16 protein-coding genes are annotated in these 15,205 nt (G+C 29.8%); 4 read left to right on the top strand and 12 right to left on the bottom strand.

Annotated features, from left to right (window positions below):
• Positions 1-36: 36 nt before the first annotated feature.
• The 3 genes from murQ to H0I28_RS07785 are packed head-to-tail and all read left to right on the top strand — an operon-like array spanning position 37 to position 2,088.
• Positions 37-855: an N-acetylmuramic acid 6-phosphate etherase gene (gene murQ, locus H0I28_RS07775; RefSeq protein ID WP_218761292.1), complete on the top strand. Its 819-nt coding sequence runs from the start codon at positions 37-39 to the stop codon at positions 853-855.
• A complete protein-coding gene (locus tag H0I28_RS07780) occupies positions 845-1,087 on the top strand; it encodes a DUF6095 family protein (protein ID WP_218761293.1) in 243 nt (80 codons plus the stop codon). The genes murQ and H0I28_RS07780 overlap by 11 nt, the downstream gene beginning before the upstream one ends.
• Entirely contained in the window at positions 1,087-2,088 is a 1,002-nt protein-coding gene (locus tag H0I28_RS07785; protein WP_218761294.1) for a DUF6695 family protein, read from the top strand. The genes H0I28_RS07780 and H0I28_RS07785 overlap by 1 nt, the downstream gene beginning before the upstream one ends.
• Positions 2,089-2,096: 8 nt before the next feature.
• Here the strand turns inward: H0I28_RS07785 and H0I28_RS07790 are convergent, their stop codons facing one another.
• Positions 2,097-2,594, bottom strand: a complete 498-nt coding sequence (locus H0I28_RS07790; RefSeq protein ID WP_218753988.1) for a DinB family protein — start codon at positions 2,592-2,594, stop codon at positions 2,097-2,099.
• Positions 2,595-2,841: 247 nt separating this feature from the next.
• On the opposite strand from H0I28_RS07790, the gene H0I28_RS07795 reads away from it, so the two are divergent.
• Positions 2,842-3,732 (top strand): hypothetical protein, encoded by an 891-nt coding sequence (locus H0I28_RS07795; RefSeq protein ID WP_218761295.1) that lies wholly within the window; start codon positions 2,842-2,844, stop codon positions 3,730-3,732.
• A gap of 245 nt (positions 3,733-3,977) precedes the next feature.
• Here the strand turns inward: H0I28_RS07795 and H0I28_RS07800 are convergent, their stop codons facing one another.
• The 11 genes from H0I28_RS07800 to H0I28_RS07850 all read right to left on the bottom strand — a co-directional run bounded on the left by H0I28_RS07800 (position 3,978) and on the right by H0I28_RS07850 (position 15,126).
• Positions 3,978-4,646, bottom strand: coding sequence for a response regulator (locus H0I28_RS07800; RefSeq protein WP_218761296.1), 669 nt, complete (start codon positions 4,644-4,646; stop codon positions 3,978-3,980).
• A 2-nt stretch (positions 4,647-4,648) separates the two neighbouring features.
• A complete protein-coding gene (locus tag H0I28_RS07805) occupies positions 4,649-6,568 on the bottom strand; it encodes a sensor histidine kinase (protein WP_218761297.1) in 1,920 nt (639 codons plus the stop codon).
• 230 nt (positions 6,569-6,798) lie between these two features.
• Positions 6,799-8,490, bottom strand: coding sequence for an energy-dependent translational throttle protein EttA (gene ettA, locus H0I28_RS07810; protein ID WP_218761298.1), 1,692 nt, complete (start codon positions 8,488-8,490; stop codon positions 6,799-6,801).
• A gap of 55 nt (positions 8,491-8,545) precedes the next feature.
• Positions 8,546-8,722, bottom strand: a complete 177-nt coding sequence (locus tag H0I28_RS07815; RefSeq protein WP_240914557.1) for a CAL67264 family membrane protein — start codon at positions 8,720-8,722, stop codon at positions 8,546-8,548.
• A 125-nt stretch (positions 8,723-8,847) separates the two neighbouring features.
• Positions 8,848-9,840 carry a UDP-3-O-(3-hydroxymyristoyl)glucosamine N-acyltransferase gene (gene lpxD / locus H0I28_RS07820; protein ID WP_218761299.1) on the bottom strand — a complete coding sequence of 331 codons (993 nt, stop codon included), beginning with the start codon at positions 9,838-9,840 and terminating at the stop codon, positions 8,848-8,850.
• Positions 9,841-9,923: 83 nt separating this feature from the next.
• A complete protein-coding gene (locus tag H0I28_RS07825) occupies positions 9,924-10,502 on the bottom strand; it encodes a hypothetical protein (protein ID WP_218761300.1) in 579 nt (192 codons plus the stop codon).
• 93 nt (positions 10,503-10,595) lie between these two features.
• Positions 10,596-12,623 carry an FAD-dependent oxidoreductase gene (locus H0I28_RS07830; RefSeq protein ID WP_368384469.1) on the bottom strand — a complete coding sequence of 676 codons (2,028 nt, stop codon included), beginning with the start codon at positions 12,621-12,623 and terminating at the stop codon, positions 10,596-10,598.
• Positions 12,624-12,741: 118 nt separating this feature from the next.
• On the bottom strand, positions 12,742-13,455 hold the full coding sequence (locus H0I28_RS07835; protein ID WP_218761303.1) for a pirin family protein: 714 nt from the start codon (positions 13,453-13,455) through the stop codon (positions 12,742-12,744).
• 2 nt (positions 13,456-13,457) lie between these two features.
• Positions 13,458-13,895, bottom strand: a complete 438-nt coding sequence (locus tag H0I28_RS07840; protein WP_218730975.1) for a MarR family winged helix-turn-helix transcriptional regulator — start codon at positions 13,893-13,895, stop codon at positions 13,458-13,460.
• 445 nt (positions 13,896-14,340) lie between these two features.
• Positions 14,341-14,589, bottom strand: a complete 249-nt coding sequence (locus tag H0I28_RS07845; protein WP_218730976.1) for a glutaredoxin domain-containing protein — start codon at positions 14,587-14,589, stop codon at positions 14,341-14,343.
• A gap of 3 nt (positions 14,590-14,592) precedes the next feature.
• Complete coding sequence (locus H0I28_RS07850) at positions 14,593-15,126, bottom strand: NADPH-dependent FMN reductase (RefSeq protein WP_218761306.1); 534 nt, start codon at positions 15,124-15,126, stop codon at positions 14,593-14,595.
• Between the last annotated feature and the right edge of the window lie 79 nt (positions 15,127-15,205).

Consider the following 15,205-nt stretch of genomic DNA (forward strand, 5'->3'; position numbering starts at 1 on the left):
ATTTACGATTCATATAGAATTCTGTACTTTTGACCGATGAATTTTATAAAAACAACAGAGCAAGATTCTAACTACAATCATCTAGAAAAGATGTCTGTAAAAGAATTATTAAACAATATAAATAACGAAGATAAAACGGTTCCTTTAGCTGTAGAAAAGGCTTTGCCACAGATTGAAAACTTAACATCACAGATTGTAACTAAATTACAAAACGGCGGTAGAATTTTCTATTTAGGTGCAGGTACATCAGGAAGATTAGGTGTTTTAGACGCCTCTGAATGTCCTCCTACTTTTGGAGTTTCTCCAGAAATAGTTGTTGGTATTATTGCCGGTGGAGATATCGCTATTAGAAACGCTGTGGAGTTTGCAGAAGATTCTAAAAACCAAGGTTGGTTAGATTTGCAAGAACACCAAATTTCTAATAAAGATGTGGTTGTTGGTATTGCTGCATCTGGCACAACACCTTATGTAATTTCTGCTCTGGAAGAGTGTAATAAAAACAATATTGTTACGGGCTGTATTGCTTGTAATAAAAATAGTCCTTTAGGTATTGTTGCTCAATTTCCTATTGAAGTTGTTGTGGGACCCGAGTTTGTAACCGGAAGCTCTAGAATGAAAGCAGGAACTGCTCAAAAATTAGTGCTAAATATGATTTCTACTGCAACCATGATTCAATTAGGAAAAGTTAAGGGGAATAAAATGGTTGATATGCAACTTTCTAATAAAAAATTGGTAGAAAGAGGCCAGAAAATGTTAGTTTTAGAACTAAATATAGACCAAACCGAAGCAAGGGCATTACTTCTTAAATTTGGTAATGTTAGAAATGCCCTTAAAAACTATAAAAATGAGCACTAATTATAACTTATTAGGTAAAGGTTTAAGAAATTTAAGTATTCTACTTATTCTTTTTATAGCTTCACCAATATCGCTTACAATGGGTTTTAAAGCGTTAAAAAAGTTTGATAACACTCCTCAAGAATATATCTCTTATCTTATTTTATTTGTTGCTGCATTAATAATCATCTTCACGATTTACTTTGCTTTTAAAACTTTTAATGTGCTGCTAAAAGCAATTTTTAATAATTAATGAGCATAGACAAGACTAACGGAATTATAGTAATTCTCTCTTACCCAGACACCGTTGTAAGACCTGCCTATTGGGAACCTTCTAGTAAGGTTTGGCCTCTAATTGGTATTGGCAGTAAGCATGCAGTACAAGCTGGTCATGCTGCTTTATTATTGATAAAAAAAGACCAAACTGAGATTAATTATTTCGATTTTGGTAGGTATATTACAAGTTACAGTAACGGACGTGTTAGGTCTAAAGAAACAGACCCAGAACTTAAGGTTTCTATAAATGCCGAATTTGAAAACTCAAAATTAATCAACTTAAAAGAAATTTTACTTTGGATAGAAAAGCATCCTGAAAAAACACATGGAGATGGCAGATTGGTTGCAAGTATTCATAATGAAATTAATTTTGAAAAAGCGCATAATTATATTCATCAATTAATAAATCAAAAAGAAATTCCTTACGGAGCTTTTATAAAAAATGGTACCAATTGCGCCCGATTTGTAACAGATGCAATTATTGTTTCTTCCACAAATAAAAAAATTGGTAAACAATTAAAACGTTCTAACTTATTAACACCAAGTCCTATTGGGAATGTTATTAAAGGAAACACCAACAACAGTATTTATAGTGTTTACAAGCAACAAATTGAGGATTATAAGAATAGATCAATTCTTAAAGAATACAAAACTTCTTTTTTTAATAAATTTGATATTGAACCGAACTTAATTGGAACAGAGCTCCCTAATAAAAAGGTTTTTGATTTAAAAGATGGAACTTGGTTAGGCGGAATTGGAAGTGGTGCTTGGTTTAAGATTGAAAGACAAATTGATTCAGAAAATTATACCATCTCAAGGTTTGATTCTAAAGGTACAAAAGATTTTTATGCTGATTTTAGCATTGATAAAAAATGTTTTAATTATTTAGAGAAACATCAATTTATATATCCTACAAATTGTAAAGAAGCAATTATTATGCAAAATAACGAGTTATACATTTTACAAAACTACTCGTAAAACACATTCTAACTTCTTTCTATACTTACTTTTGGCGTAGTTGGATTAAATCCAAAATCTGCGTCTGGTAATTCTATTCCTAATTGATAAATAATATAACCAATACTTGCAAAATGATGAATTGCATGACTGTGTGCTTGCATCAATATAGCCGCCAAAGTATAGTTTACAGATTTTACTCCCAAGCCTAAATCATCTGTAACAAGCACTGTACTTTCTAAACTTAAAGTATTAATTTCTTTTAATTTTTGAATTGTTTCATTAAAATATTCAATTCCTAATTGGGTATGTAATTCTAATAATTCGTTTCTATTTCTTTTATTTAGATAAATAGATTTTGTTTCTAGCCCTTCGAAAACACAAGAAAAAACATCTAAAATATGGCGCATATGACAACCTATGCTAGAGAAATAAGGAGCTACAGAGCTGTCTGAATATTGTTCATTAGAAATTGTATTTAATAAAGAGATTCCTCTTTGTAAGTTTTTCTCAATAGCTTCAATCATAAAAAAAATATTTTTCCTTTTGTCGTTAAAATTTTCATGAATTTACGAGTTCTATTCTATATTTTCAAACAAAAAACAAATATTAACTTAAAATACTAATAATCAGAAACATAAACCCACGCAAATTAAGCCTTTATTACCTCATTAAATATAAATTTTGTTTTTTGGCACGTTCTTTGAAAATATGATAATCAAATACGGAAGCTGAAAAGTAAATTAGAGTAGGCAAAACCCTAAAACCATAATTATGAAAAAAGGTATACTTATATTAATGGGAATGTTCTTTCTTGTTTCAACTACTAAAGCCGAAAACAATAAAGAAATCCTAAACAATTTCGGGTTTAATTACTCTTACGAAAATACTGTAAATTTTGTAGAGCGAGATATTGAGTTCTTTATTTTTACCAATGGAGAATTTGATTTTAACACTCATTATTACGACAATCGAAATCAAAGAGGCATATATATAGCTAGAGATCATAGAGGTAGAATTGAAAGAATAGGAAACTCTTTTATAAACTATGATAGATATGGAAATGTAACCAGAATTGGAAACGTTTTTATGAAGTACTATAGAGGACAATTAACCGATGTAGGTAATTTAAAAATTAGATATGATCATTGGGGAAATCCTAAGTTTTACGGAAATGTAAAAGACAATTATTACCATCATAATGGCTTAAGAATTAATTTAAATATTGGAAATATATTTGAATACAATAATTCTTATTTCTATCACAGAGATTTCTCTAGACAATATAGTAAAATTAGAGAAGACCATAATTATTATTACTATAGAGCAAATCCGAATGCCAAAATTGGTAAAAAAAGTAAAATTTTAAGAAGAAGAAAACCTGTAGCAGTTACAAGAAGGAGCAATACTACTTACAGAAGACCAGCTACAATAAATAACAATGGAAGAACAGTAATAGACAAAAGAAATAATACAACAACGAGAAGACCTACAACTGTAAACACACAAAAAAGAGGAACAATTGATCGAAGAAATAGTAGCACTACTTTTAGAAGACCTACAACCGTAACAAGAGAAAATCCTACTTCTGTTAAAAGAAATGACAACAGTTCTAGCAGAAGACCTTCTGTGGATAGTAAAAAATCTGAAAATACAAGAAAATAGAATTCAACAACAAAAAACGAAAATAAGAGAAAAAGAAGAAGTTAAAAACAGGTATTTATACGTAATTTTTAATTAACCTATTTTTATAAATTTACAAAGTAATTGTTTGAATACCAAATCAGTTAACTAATTTTCAATTAGTTCTGATAGGAAAATTAAAAGTTAAAAGCCTCATTTCCTAAAAGAAATGAGGCTTTTATAATTAAATGTTTGTTTTATCTACAGTCCTTAGTTTGCAAGTAGTTCTAAATAAGTCCAAAATCTTTAGTAATAGCAACTAAATGTGCTGGATTATTAGCGTTAAAATGTTCTTTTAAAAATTTCAATCTTTTTTCAATAGCACTAATACTAGACGGTGATATTCCTTTTTCTTTTAACTTTTTACTGATAGCCTCTTGCAGCAGCCCTTTAGATAAATATTCTATTAGAAGAATATCTGAATCTGTAATTTCAATAGTTTTTTTGGGGTGAATTACACTATTTAAATCCGGAGAAATATAAAATTGATCTGAAGTAAAAACAGAATCTATTGCTTTTTTTAATTCTTTTAACCCATTTCTACTTTTCCAAACATATGCTTGAATTTTTAGATTGTTGTATAAGTTCTGAATTCGATATGATTTATCTTCTACAGAAAAAACAATGATTTTTAAATTAGGAAATTCTTGTCGTATTTTTTCGATGAGTTCTTCACCTGATTTTAATTGCTGTGGAGTTCCATCGTTTTCAAACGATAAATCAGATATAATTAATTGATAAGGCTCACCCTTTAAAAAAGCATTTTTAATTTTGAGAAAAGCTTCGTCACAATAAGAAATAAAATCTACTTCCTTTATCTTCAGTTCATCTAAAGCTATTTTAATTCCGCTATTAATAACATCAAAATCTTCTACAACTAAAATTTTTTTAAACATTCTTAATTTTTAAAATGAATTTTTACTTTTACCCCTTTGTTCGGCTTATTTTCAAAGTTAATGGTTCCTTTAATCGTTTTTATACGGGTTTCCATATTTTTAAGTCCATTTTTAAAAATAACAGTATTCTCTTTAAATCCTATTCCATTATCTGCATAACTTATTTCTAAATTATGATTTGTTTTCTTACATGCTAAAACGACTAAACTCGCTTTACTATGCTTTTTCATATTTACAAATAACTCATTAAAAACCCGATAGATAACAATTTGTTTCTCTTTGGTTAAATTATTTAAATTTAAACAAGACAAATCTTTTAATATAATTTTACAACTATCAGAATTATAACTCGCTACTAGATTTCTAAAATAATTCTCAAAATCAAGCCCCGTTTCAATAGAATCATTTTCATGAGAAATTGCCCGAGTTTGTAGATATATTTTATCTAAATCATTTATAATTTCTTCTGTATTAATTTTAGGATTTTGAACTTTTGTAAGTGTATTAAAAATATCATTCCCCAATTCATCATGTAATTTTTTTGCAATCCTTGTTTCAGTATTATAATTCTCTTGTAAGATTCTTTTTTTGTATTGATATTTTCTTCTATAAATTAAAATTAACAACCCAGATGTTAATAGAATACCAAGAATAAAAATATTTTTCTTATCACTATATTCTTGTTCTGCAACTAACTTGTTTTCGGTAGCTAGTGTTTTAAATTTCTGTTTTTGTTTTTCTTCTTCTTCATAATTGTATTTAATCTTAGCAAATTTATATTGACGTTTTATTTCTGCTTCTTGTAAACTATCTCTTAATCTAATACTTTCTTTATAATACTTAATAGATTTTTGAGGTGATTGAAAGTTGACAATTTTATCTATCGCTTCTAATAAGTCTTGTGGACTTTTTTCTCGCTTAGCTATTTTATACATTTCACTCGCATAAAACAATGATTTAGTATTGTCTTTTTTATTGAAGAACTCTGATAAATGGCTATAACTAGCAATTAAGCCATAATTATCTTTTTCTGTATTTCTGATTGATTTTGCTAATAACAACTCTTTTAAGACAGCACTACTCGCATCATTTAACCACTTAGTATGTGCTAAATTATCAATAATTCTGGCTTTAGTTTTTTGATGAGTAATGGTATCTTTTAATAAGTCTTCTAGAATTAAAATTGACTTAGAATATTCCTTTTGCTCCTTAAAAACATTAGCAACGTTGTTTTTATAAATAATTTTAGAACTTTTACTCTTCGAAATAAGAATACTTTTATTGTAATAAGAGATTGCTTCTTTATATAAAGACTGTTTCTTAGAGTTTATAGCCATGCAATTAAATACTTTTGCTTTAAGGCTTCCGTTATTACTTTTTAAAAATTTTAAAGCTTGCACAGCTGTAGAATCGCTACTAGAATAACTACCAAAATCTGACTCTAAAATAGCTAAATTGATTAAAGCATTACTTATATAAACACTATCTTGAGTTTTTAAAAAATATTCTTTAGAATTAGAATAATAAAAATAGGCACTATCCTTTAAATTAATTCTATTAAAATAATTACCAAGTTTAAAAAAAACTTTTCCCTTTAATTTATCGCTTTCTATAACATTAGGTAGGTTTAACATTTTTTTTGTAAAAACAATTGCACTATCAATTTTAGGTAACTTACCATATAAATAGCTGATATTGTTGTATATTAAATACTTATCTGAAACCTCTAATTTCATTTCTTTAGCTATCTTTTTTGAAAACTTAAGTTTCTCTACATCATCTAATTTTTTATAGTTAGGGGTTTTTAATAAGACCTTTATTTCAGGTTCCTTATTTAAATTCTTTTCTTTTTCAACTTCTTTTCCACAGGATAAAAAAGCTAATAAAAGAAAAAGGAGGAATGTAACTTTTACATGTTTCATTCCTCTAAAATACTATAAATATTTAGAAATATTAATCCTAATTTGTAGGATTTACCTATATAAAAACTCTTTTTGGTAAGATATTTTAGCTCTAAAAGAATCGCCAAATAATCTTTTTTATAAGACTATAAAAAAAGGTGTACTTACAGAAAAAGCAGATAAAACTATTGCAAACTAAAAAAGCAGCTAATAAAATTAGCTGCTTTTTGTAAAATATAATTTCAAGAAAATTATCTAATTAATTTTCTATACTTAATACGTTTTGGCATTAAATCTCCACCCAAACGTTTCTTTTTGTTTTCTTCATATTCAGAGAAACCACCTTCAAAGAAATATACTTCACTATTCCCTTCAAAAGCTAAAATATGTGTACAAACTCTATCTAAAAACCATCTATCGTGACTAATTACAACCGCACAACCAGCAAAGTTATCTAAACCTTCTTCTAATGCTCTTAATGTATTTACATCCAAGTCATTTGTTGGCTCATCTAATAATAAAACGTTTCCTTCCTCCTTTAAAGTCATTGCTAAATGCAAACGGTTACGTTCTCCACCAGAAAGTGTATTTACTTTTTTATTTTGCTCACTACCAGAGAAATTAAAACGACTTAAATAAGCTCTAGAATTTACTTGCTTACCTCCCATCATAACTAAATCTTGTCCGTCAGAGAAGTTTTCCCAAATTGTTTTTTCTGGATCAATATCAGAGTGTGCTTGATCTACATATGCAATTTTAGCAGTTTCACCTACAGAAAAACTTCCTCCATCAGGTTTTTCTTCTCCCATAATCATTTTAAAAATAGTAGTCTTACCAGCTCCATTGGGACCAATAATACCTACAATTCCTGCCTGCGGAAGATTAAACTCTAAATTATCATATAATAATTTTTCTCCAAATGCTTTTGAAACACCTGTTGCTTCTATAACATTGGTACCTAAACGTGGTCCATTAGGAATGTAAATTTCTAATTTTTCATCTGTTTGTTTTTGATCTTGACTCATTAACTTGTCATAATTCTTCAAACGAGCTTTTTGCTTTGTCTGACGACCTTTTGCTCCTTGACGAACCCAATCTAATTCTCTTTCTAATGTTTTTTGATGTTTAGAAGCGGTTTTACTTTCTTGTGCCATTCTCTTAGACTTTTGGTCTAACCACTCAGCATAATTTCCTTTCCAAGGAATTCCTTCTCCTCTATCTAATTCAAGAATCCAACCAGCAACATTATCTAAGAAATATCTATCATGCGTTACAGCAATAACAGTTCCTTTATATTGTGCTAAATGGTGCTCTAACCAGTGTACAGATTCTGCATCTAAGTGATTGGTAGGCTCATCTAATAATAAAATTTCTGGTTCTTGTAATAATAATCTACATAAGGCCACACGTCTTTTTTCACCTCCAGAAAGTACTCCAATTTTCTTATCAGAATCTGGAGTTCTTAACGCATCCATTGCAATTTCTAATTTGGTATCTAATTCCCAAGCATTAGCAGCATCAATTTTATCTTGCAATATGGCTTGTTGCGCCATTAGTTTATCCATCTTATCAGCATCAGAATACACTTCTTCCAAACCAAACATGTCGTTTATTTTATTGTACTCTTCTAAAATTGCAACTGTTTCTGCAACTCCTTCTTTTACAACTTCTAAAACTGTTTTCTCTGGATCTAATTGTGGCTCTTGTTCTAAATACCCTACCTTATAACCTGGAGCAAAAGTAACATCTCCTTGAAAATTCTTTTCTACTCCTGCAATAATTTTTAATAAAGTAGATTTTCCTGATCCGTTTAAACCAAGAATACCAATTTTTGCTCCATAAAAGAAGCTTAAATAAATATCTTTTAAAACTTGTTTACCTGTTGATTTATAAGTTTTAGACAACTTATTCATCGAAAAGATTACTTTCTTATCGTCGCTCATTTGTTTGTTTATTTTAATTTAATTTGAAAACTGCTACTGAAAACTGTAGACTTTTTTATACTCTTCCTTTTAATGCATTAAAAACCCATGCAATACAAAAGAAACCAAAACCAACTGCCGCAAATCCCCATCCGGCAACTTCATTATATCTAAAAGCTCCTAAAGCTATTAAACCTAAGCCAACAAGTATCATAATAAGCGTAGCAAAGCCTAATACTGTATTTTTATTCATTCCCATAATTCGTAATTAGTTCGTTTGATTGGCAAATATCGGTAATTATTTGGTATTGCCCAATAATAGACTTCAGTAAAAGCCTTTAAAAGTTAGAGTTTCAGTAAGTAGTAATTAATAAAAACCTAGCTTCTACCAAGTTTACGCAAAGCTACCCATTGTTTCATTTTTTCTCTAGAATCACATGCTGGATAACCAACTACAGATTTACCTGCTTCGATATCTGCAATAACACCAGAACCTGCACCTACTTTTGCTCCAGAATGAATGGTAACATGGTCTTTTATAGAGGCACTTCCTCCAATAATTACACCATCCCCTAAAGTTACAGAACCTGCTAAACCACTGTGTCCTGCCATAATACAACATCTTCCTAAAACAGAGTTATGACCTATTTGCACCAAGTTATCAATCTTACAACCATCACCTAAAATAGTAGAACTAAATTTACCACGATCAACGCAAGAGTTTGCACCAATTTCAACAGCATTTCCGATAACTACATTTCCTATATGAATAATTTTCACTAATCCTCTTCCATCAGGGCTTGGTCTGTATCCAAAGCCATCAGCTCCAATACTCACATTTACATGAAAAATACAATGACTACCTATTTTAGTACGTTCTCTAATTACAGTTCCAGACCAAATTACAGTCTCGTTCCCAATGGAGGTATCATCAAAAATGGATACATTAGGGTAAATGGTTACATTATCTCCTAAAACTACATTTTTACCTACATAAGAATTTGCACCTACTTTACATCCTTTTCCTAATTTTACTGTTTTATCTATTACTGCCGTTGGATGAATATCCGTTTCAAAATAAGGAGATTCTGGCTCAAAAGCTTCTAATAAAACTGCCATTGCCAAATCTGGATTCTTTACTTTAATAAAAGCTTTTCCTTCTTCTGGCTCAATTTTTATTCCATCATAAACAATAGCAATACTTGCATTTGAGTTTTCCCACAAGCGTGCATATTTAGAGTTTCCTATAAAAGTTACATTTCCCTTTATTGCGTTTTCTATTTGCTCTGGAGCATGAATTTTGTCGTTACAAACTCCTATTTGTTCACCTTTTACAAGTGATGTTATTTCTTCTACAGAAAATGATTTCATAGATTATTTTTAATTTTTTCTAAATGTACTATAATATTTATTAACACAAAAAAATCCTATGATAACATAGAATTTTTTAAAACTTATTGTCTACTCATTCCTCCACCTCTGCTTGGTCTAGAACTTTCATTAGTATTCTGTGGCTTTTTTGGTTGTAGGCTTTCAACTTTTTTCTTTTGATATTTTAACCACTTCTTTTGCTGCTTTTCTGATAAAATTCCTACTAAAATTTCATTAAGTTCTTTTTCATATTCATGAACACTATCTCTAACAGGACGAATAATTTCTTCAACTTTTTTTCTCATTTCCTGACTAGCATCATTATCCTTCTCTTTAGTCATGGAATTCATAAAAATATCTAAATCAGAAAATTTAGCAGAATTTAAAAACTTAATTTCCTTAATTCTAAAGTTATAATTTTTAAGTGCTTTTTTTACTGAATATTGTTTTTCCTCATCTTTTACTTTTATTTTTTTAATTACTTCATCAATATCATAATAAAAGAGACCTGCAACATCGTTCGCACTAAATTTCTTTACTTCTTTTACCTCATTAGATTGTGGTCTTTGCCCTTGTGATCTTCCACCACCTCCTCCACCTGGTGGTTGTGCAAAAAGATTAAATGTTAAAAAAGTTACTAGGATTAGAAGAAATTTATTCATTATGGATTTTATTTTTTGAGTTTTACTTCTTATTTAGATGCAATTACACTAAAAAACTTGCTCAATTATGTGCTTTTTTTTAAACAAAGCAGATTACAGATCTGCAGCTAATCGTGCTCCTTGATTAATAGCTCTTTTTGCATCTAATTCACTTGCAAAATCGGCACCTCCAATAACATGTACTTTTTTACCAGCATCTAACAAAGGTTGATACAATTCTTTAAAAGGAACTTGACCTGCACAAATAACAATATGATCAACCTTTAAAATTTTAGCTTTTTCATTCTGAACATAATGCAACCCTTCATCATCGATTTTGGTATAGGAAACCTCACCAATAAACTGCACTTTCTTCTTTTTTAAAGTAGATCTATGAATCCAACCTGTAGTTTTACCTAAATTTCCACCAAATTTCCCTTTGCTTCTTTTAAACATAAAAACTTCTCTTGGTGAAGGTTCAAATACTGGTTTTACATTTTCAATTCCGGCTCTAGCCTCTAAGTTTTTATCTATTCCCCATTCTTTCAACCAAGCATCAATATTTAAGGATGTAGACTCGCCTTCATGCGTTAAATATTCCGAAACGTCAAAACCAATTCCACCAGCACCAATTACTGCAACACGTTTTCCTACTGGTTTTTTTAATTTTAAAACATCAATATAACTCAACACTTTTGGATGATTGATGCCTTCTATTTTTAACGCTCTAGGTTTAATTCCTGTTGCAATGATAATTTCTTCAAAATCTGATTCTTTTAAATCTTCTACAGAAACTTTAGTATTTAATTTTACAGTTACATTGTGCAATTCTATTTGTTTGTTGAAATAACGCAAGGTTTCGTAAAACTCTTCTTTACCCGGAATTTGTTTTGCAATATTAAACTGACCTCCTATTTCTTTATCAGCATCAAACAACGTTACAAAATGCCCCCTTTCTGCCGCAATTGTAGCTGCTGCTAATCCTGCAGGTCCTGCACCTACAACTGCAATTTTCTTTTTAAGTACGGTTTCATAATAATTCAATTCCGTTTCATGACAAGCTCTAGGATTAACCAAGCAACTTGCTACTTTCTGTTGAAATACATGATCTAAGCAAGCCTGATTACAACCAATACACGTATTAATTTCATCTACTTTTTCTTCAGCTGCTTTATTTACCCATTCTGGATCTGCTAAAAAAGGACGTGCCATAGAAATCATATCCGCATCACCTTCTGCTAATATTTTTTCTGCCGTTGCAGGCATATTTATTCTGTTAGAAGTTATCAAAGGAATCGATAATTCTTCTTTCATTTTTTTAGTGACCCAAGTAAAAGCTGCTCTAGGAACGGATGTTGAAATGGTTGGTATTCTAGCTTCATGCCAACCAATACCGGTATTGATAATGGTTGCTCCCGCTTTTTCTATTTCTTTACCTAATTGCACCACTTCTTCCCAAGAAGAGCCGTTTTCTACCAAATCTAACATCGATAATCTGTAGATAATAATAAACTCTACCCCGACAGCTTCTCGTGTTTGTTTTACCAGTTCAATAGGTAAGCGCATTCTGTTTTCATAACTTCCACCATACTCATCGGTTCTTTTGTTGGTTCTTTTTACAATAAACTGGTTGATTAAATAACCTTCAGACCCCATAATTTCTACACCATCATAACCTGCTTCTTTAGATAGTTTGGCAGAGTTTACAAAATCTCTAATGGTTCTATTAATTCCCGATTGTGTTAATTTAAAAGGTTTAAATGGTGTTATTGGTGATTTTATTTTGGAAGGCGCAACATTAAACGGATGATACCCATAACGTCCAGAATGTAGTATTTGCATGCAAATTTTACCACCTTCTTTGTGGACTGCTGTTGTTATTTTCTGATGTTTTTTTGCGTGTTTTTTGGTAGACATTCTTGCTGATAAAGGAGCTGTCCAACCTTGTATATTTGGGGAAATTCCTCCCGTAACAATTAATCCAACTCCACCTCTTGCTCGTTCTGCATAATAAGCTGCGATTCTTTCTAAACCGTTTCTCTCCTCCTCTAAACCGGTATGCATAGACCCCATTAAAATTCTATTTTTTAAAGTTGTAAAACCTAAATCTAATGGTTCAAAAATGTGCTTATATTTCATAATCTTGGAATTAATTTTATTATGCACGCATAACACTTTGCAAGATATGTTTATTTTTTGAAAAGAAAAAACCTCAAAGAAATGATTCCTTGAGGTCTGATTTTTTTATAACGAATTTAACTTACATCGGTACTTCTATCAATAATAATTCAGAATTAGATAAACTTTTAATCATAAAACTATCAGTTTCATAAATCCCTATTGCATCTCTATTCGATAGTATTGTTGAATCAATCTCAAAATCGCCAGAAATACTCATAATATATACTCCACGGTTCTTACTTTTTAACTGATAGTTAAAATCTTGATTTTTATCTAAATCAATTCTAAAAATTTGTGCATCTTGGTGTATTTTTAAATTATCATCATCAGAATTAAAAGAATTCACCAATAATTGCAATTTATTTTTTCTATCTTTTATATCAAATTCCTTTTGGTCATATCTTGGAGTAACTTCATTTTTTTCCGGCATTATCCAGATTTGAAATAAACCTAAATGTTCATTTGCAGAACCATTTATTTCTGAATGATACACTCCTTTTCCTGCAGACATTACTTGTACTTCACCTGGCAAAACAGGAATCCAATCATTTGCCATGTTATCTTTATGTTTTAAAACACCTTTTAATGGAATTGTAATAATTTCCATGTTCTTATGAGGATGTGTACCAAATCCCATGCTTGGTGCAATTAAATCGTCATTTAAAACTCTCAATGCTCCAAATTGTATTCTCTTTGGATCATAAAAATTAGCAAAACTAAACGAATGATTTGCTTCTAACCATCCATGATTTGCGTGCCCTCTTGTGGATGCAGTATGAATTATTTTTTTCATAATTATCTCATTTTATCTAACAAATCACTTAAAACAATTGCCTCTTCTTCCGTTAACTTTTCTAAAAACGAAAGATTGTTATTATCGTCTATGTTAGATAATAATTCTAAACCTTTTTCATTAATTTTCACAAATACAACCCTTCTATCATGCTCACAACGCTCTCTTTCAATTAAGTGTTTTTCACATAACTTATCCATTAAGCGGGTTGCATTAGGTGCTCTTTCAATCATTCTATCTTTTACAATTTGCACCTTAATTTGATCTTTAGCTCCTCGTAAAATTCTTAAAATATTATACTGTTGTGGCGAAATTCCGTAAGGTTTAAAAAACTCATTTTCTTTACTACTTAACCAATTTGCAGTGTATTTTATATTGATTAAAGCCTTTAACTTATTGCTAACAAAATTCGATTTTATGTCTTTAGAAATGTCTCCCATGTATTCAGTATTCAGTATTCAGTATTCAGTATTCAGTATTCAGTATTCAGTATTCAGTATTCAGTATTCGAAAATTAAAAATTTCAGTTGATAGACTTACTTAAAAACTTATTAACTTTTGAAAAGATTAAATATTTCTGTTAATTCATTAATTGGACTTCGACAAGTTCAGTCTGACATTGTTAAGCTTCATTGAATTATTGAAATCAATAATATGTTCCTAAAACATAAAAAAACGACCACATAACAACATAGAAAATATAGATTTTGTTACTCCTAAATAACCTTCTATCTCTTTGTTTCTTGATTCTTGGTTCTAAAACTTTGAAAAAATCAACCAATACCAACATAGATTTAGTCTTATGTCCTAAGTCATTTTTTAGTCCTCAGTCTTTTCTCTTGTCTCTTGTCTCTTGTCTCTTGTCTCTTGTCTATAAAATAAAAACTACGCTCTTAAATTTAAATCTTGCATTATCTTATTAAATTCTTCAGTAGTCGGAGTTAAATACACTTTATCATCTACAAACAATGTTGGATATTTTGCTACACCATCATACAATTCTTTACTATGTTCTCTTGCTTCTACATCTTTAGAAATATCCTTATAGACATAAGGAACATCAGTTGAATTTAGAAAGTTTTTAAACGCTACTGTATATGCGTGTCCTGCTCTTCCGTATAAAACTATTTTCATTTTTTATTGATTTATTAAAGCTTCAAATTTATTTACTTGTACTTTTAATAGTGTCCCAAATTCTGCTTCAACAATTTTATTTTCTTTAAAATTATCATAGAAATTTGGTAGAGAAAATGTTAATAATTCTTTTGCTCCTTGTATAGGAAAACGTTGTTCTCCTGCCGCTAAAACAAACTGACCTCCCATTTTACCTGGAGAAGTAGCCATTAACAATAAGGGTTTATCTCTAAAAACTTTTACCTCTAATCTAGACGCCCAATCAAAAATATTTTTAAAAGCAGCTGTATAAGATCCATTATGTTCTGCTAAAGACAATATAAAACCATCGTAATTATCTAATAATGCAGAAAACTTTTTTGCATCTTCTGGAAAACCATTTTTTTCTTCATCTTCACTAAAAACTGGTAATTTAAAATCTCTTAAATCTACAACGTCAAAAGAAGTGCTTTCTAAATTTTCGGCTGCAAATGTTGCTAATTGTTTGTTGATAGAGGTAGAACTTGTACTACCTGCAAATGCTAATATTTTTTTCATCTTTTAAAAATGTTTATTTGTGTAATTTCCTAACTGTCTATCTAATCCTTACAGTAAACTGTTATACTACTAACTGCAA

The organism is Polaribacter sp. AHE13PA, from assembly GCF_019278505.1.
Classification (GTDB): domain Bacteria; phylum Bacteroidota; class Bacteroidia; order Flavobacteriales; family Flavobacteriaceae; genus Polaribacter.

Excerpts from the sequence above, each read along its gene's own strand:
- murQ (WP_218761292.1), top strand. The coding sequence starts at position 37 with ATGAATTTTATAAAAACAACAGAGCAAGATTCTAACTACAATCATCTA.
- H0I28_RS07780 (WP_218761293.1), top strand. The coding sequence starts at position 845 with ATGAGCACTAATTATAACTTATTAGGTAAAGGTTTAAGAAATTTAAGT.
- H0I28_RS07785 (WP_218761294.1), top strand. The coding sequence starts at position 1,087 with ATGAGCATAGACAAGACTAACGGAATTATAGTAATTCTCTCTTACCCA.
- H0I28_RS07790 (WP_218753988.1), bottom strand. The coding sequence starts at position 2,594 with ATGATTGAAGCTATTGAGAAAAACTTACAAAGAGGAATCTCTTTATTA.
- H0I28_RS07795 (WP_218761295.1), top strand. The coding sequence starts at position 2,842 with ATGAAAAAAGGTATACTTATATTAATGGGAATGTTCTTTCTTGTTTCA.
- H0I28_RS07800 (WP_218761296.1), bottom strand. The coding sequence starts at position 4,646 with ATGTTTAAAAAAATTTTAGTTGTAGAAGATTTTGATGTTATTAATAGC.
- H0I28_RS07805 (WP_218761297.1), bottom strand. The coding sequence starts at position 6,568 with ATGAAACATGTAAAAGTTACATTCCTCCTTTTTCTTTTATTAGCTTTT.
- ettA (WP_218761298.1), bottom strand. The coding sequence starts at position 8,490 with ATGAGCGACGATAAGAAAGTAATCTTTTCGATGAATAAGTTGTCTAAA.
- H0I28_RS07815 (WP_240914557.1), bottom strand. The coding sequence starts at position 8,722 with ATGAATAAAAATACAGTATTAGGCTTTGCTACGCTTATTATGATACTT.
- lpxD (WP_218761299.1), bottom strand. The coding sequence starts at position 9,840 with ATGAAATCATTTTCTGTAGAAGAAATAACATCACTTGTAAAAGGTGAA.
- H0I28_RS07825 (WP_218761300.1), bottom strand. The coding sequence starts at position 10,502 with ATGAATAAATTTCTTCTAATCCTAGTAACTTTTTTAACATTTAATCTT.
- H0I28_RS07835 (WP_218761303.1), bottom strand. The coding sequence starts at position 13,455 with ATGAAAAAAATAATTCATACTGCATCCACAAGAGGGCACGCAAATCAT.
- H0I28_RS07840 (WP_218730975.1), bottom strand. The coding sequence starts at position 13,895 with ATGGGAGACATTTCTAAAGACATAAAATCGAATTTTGTTAGCAATAAG.
- H0I28_RS07845 (WP_218730976.1), bottom strand. The coding sequence starts at position 14,589 with ATGAAAATAGTTTTATACGGAAGAGCAGGACACGCATATACAGTAGCG.
- H0I28_RS07850 (WP_218761306.1), bottom strand. The coding sequence starts at position 15,126 with ATGAAAAAAATATTAGCATTTGCAGGTAGTACAAGTTCTACCTCTATC.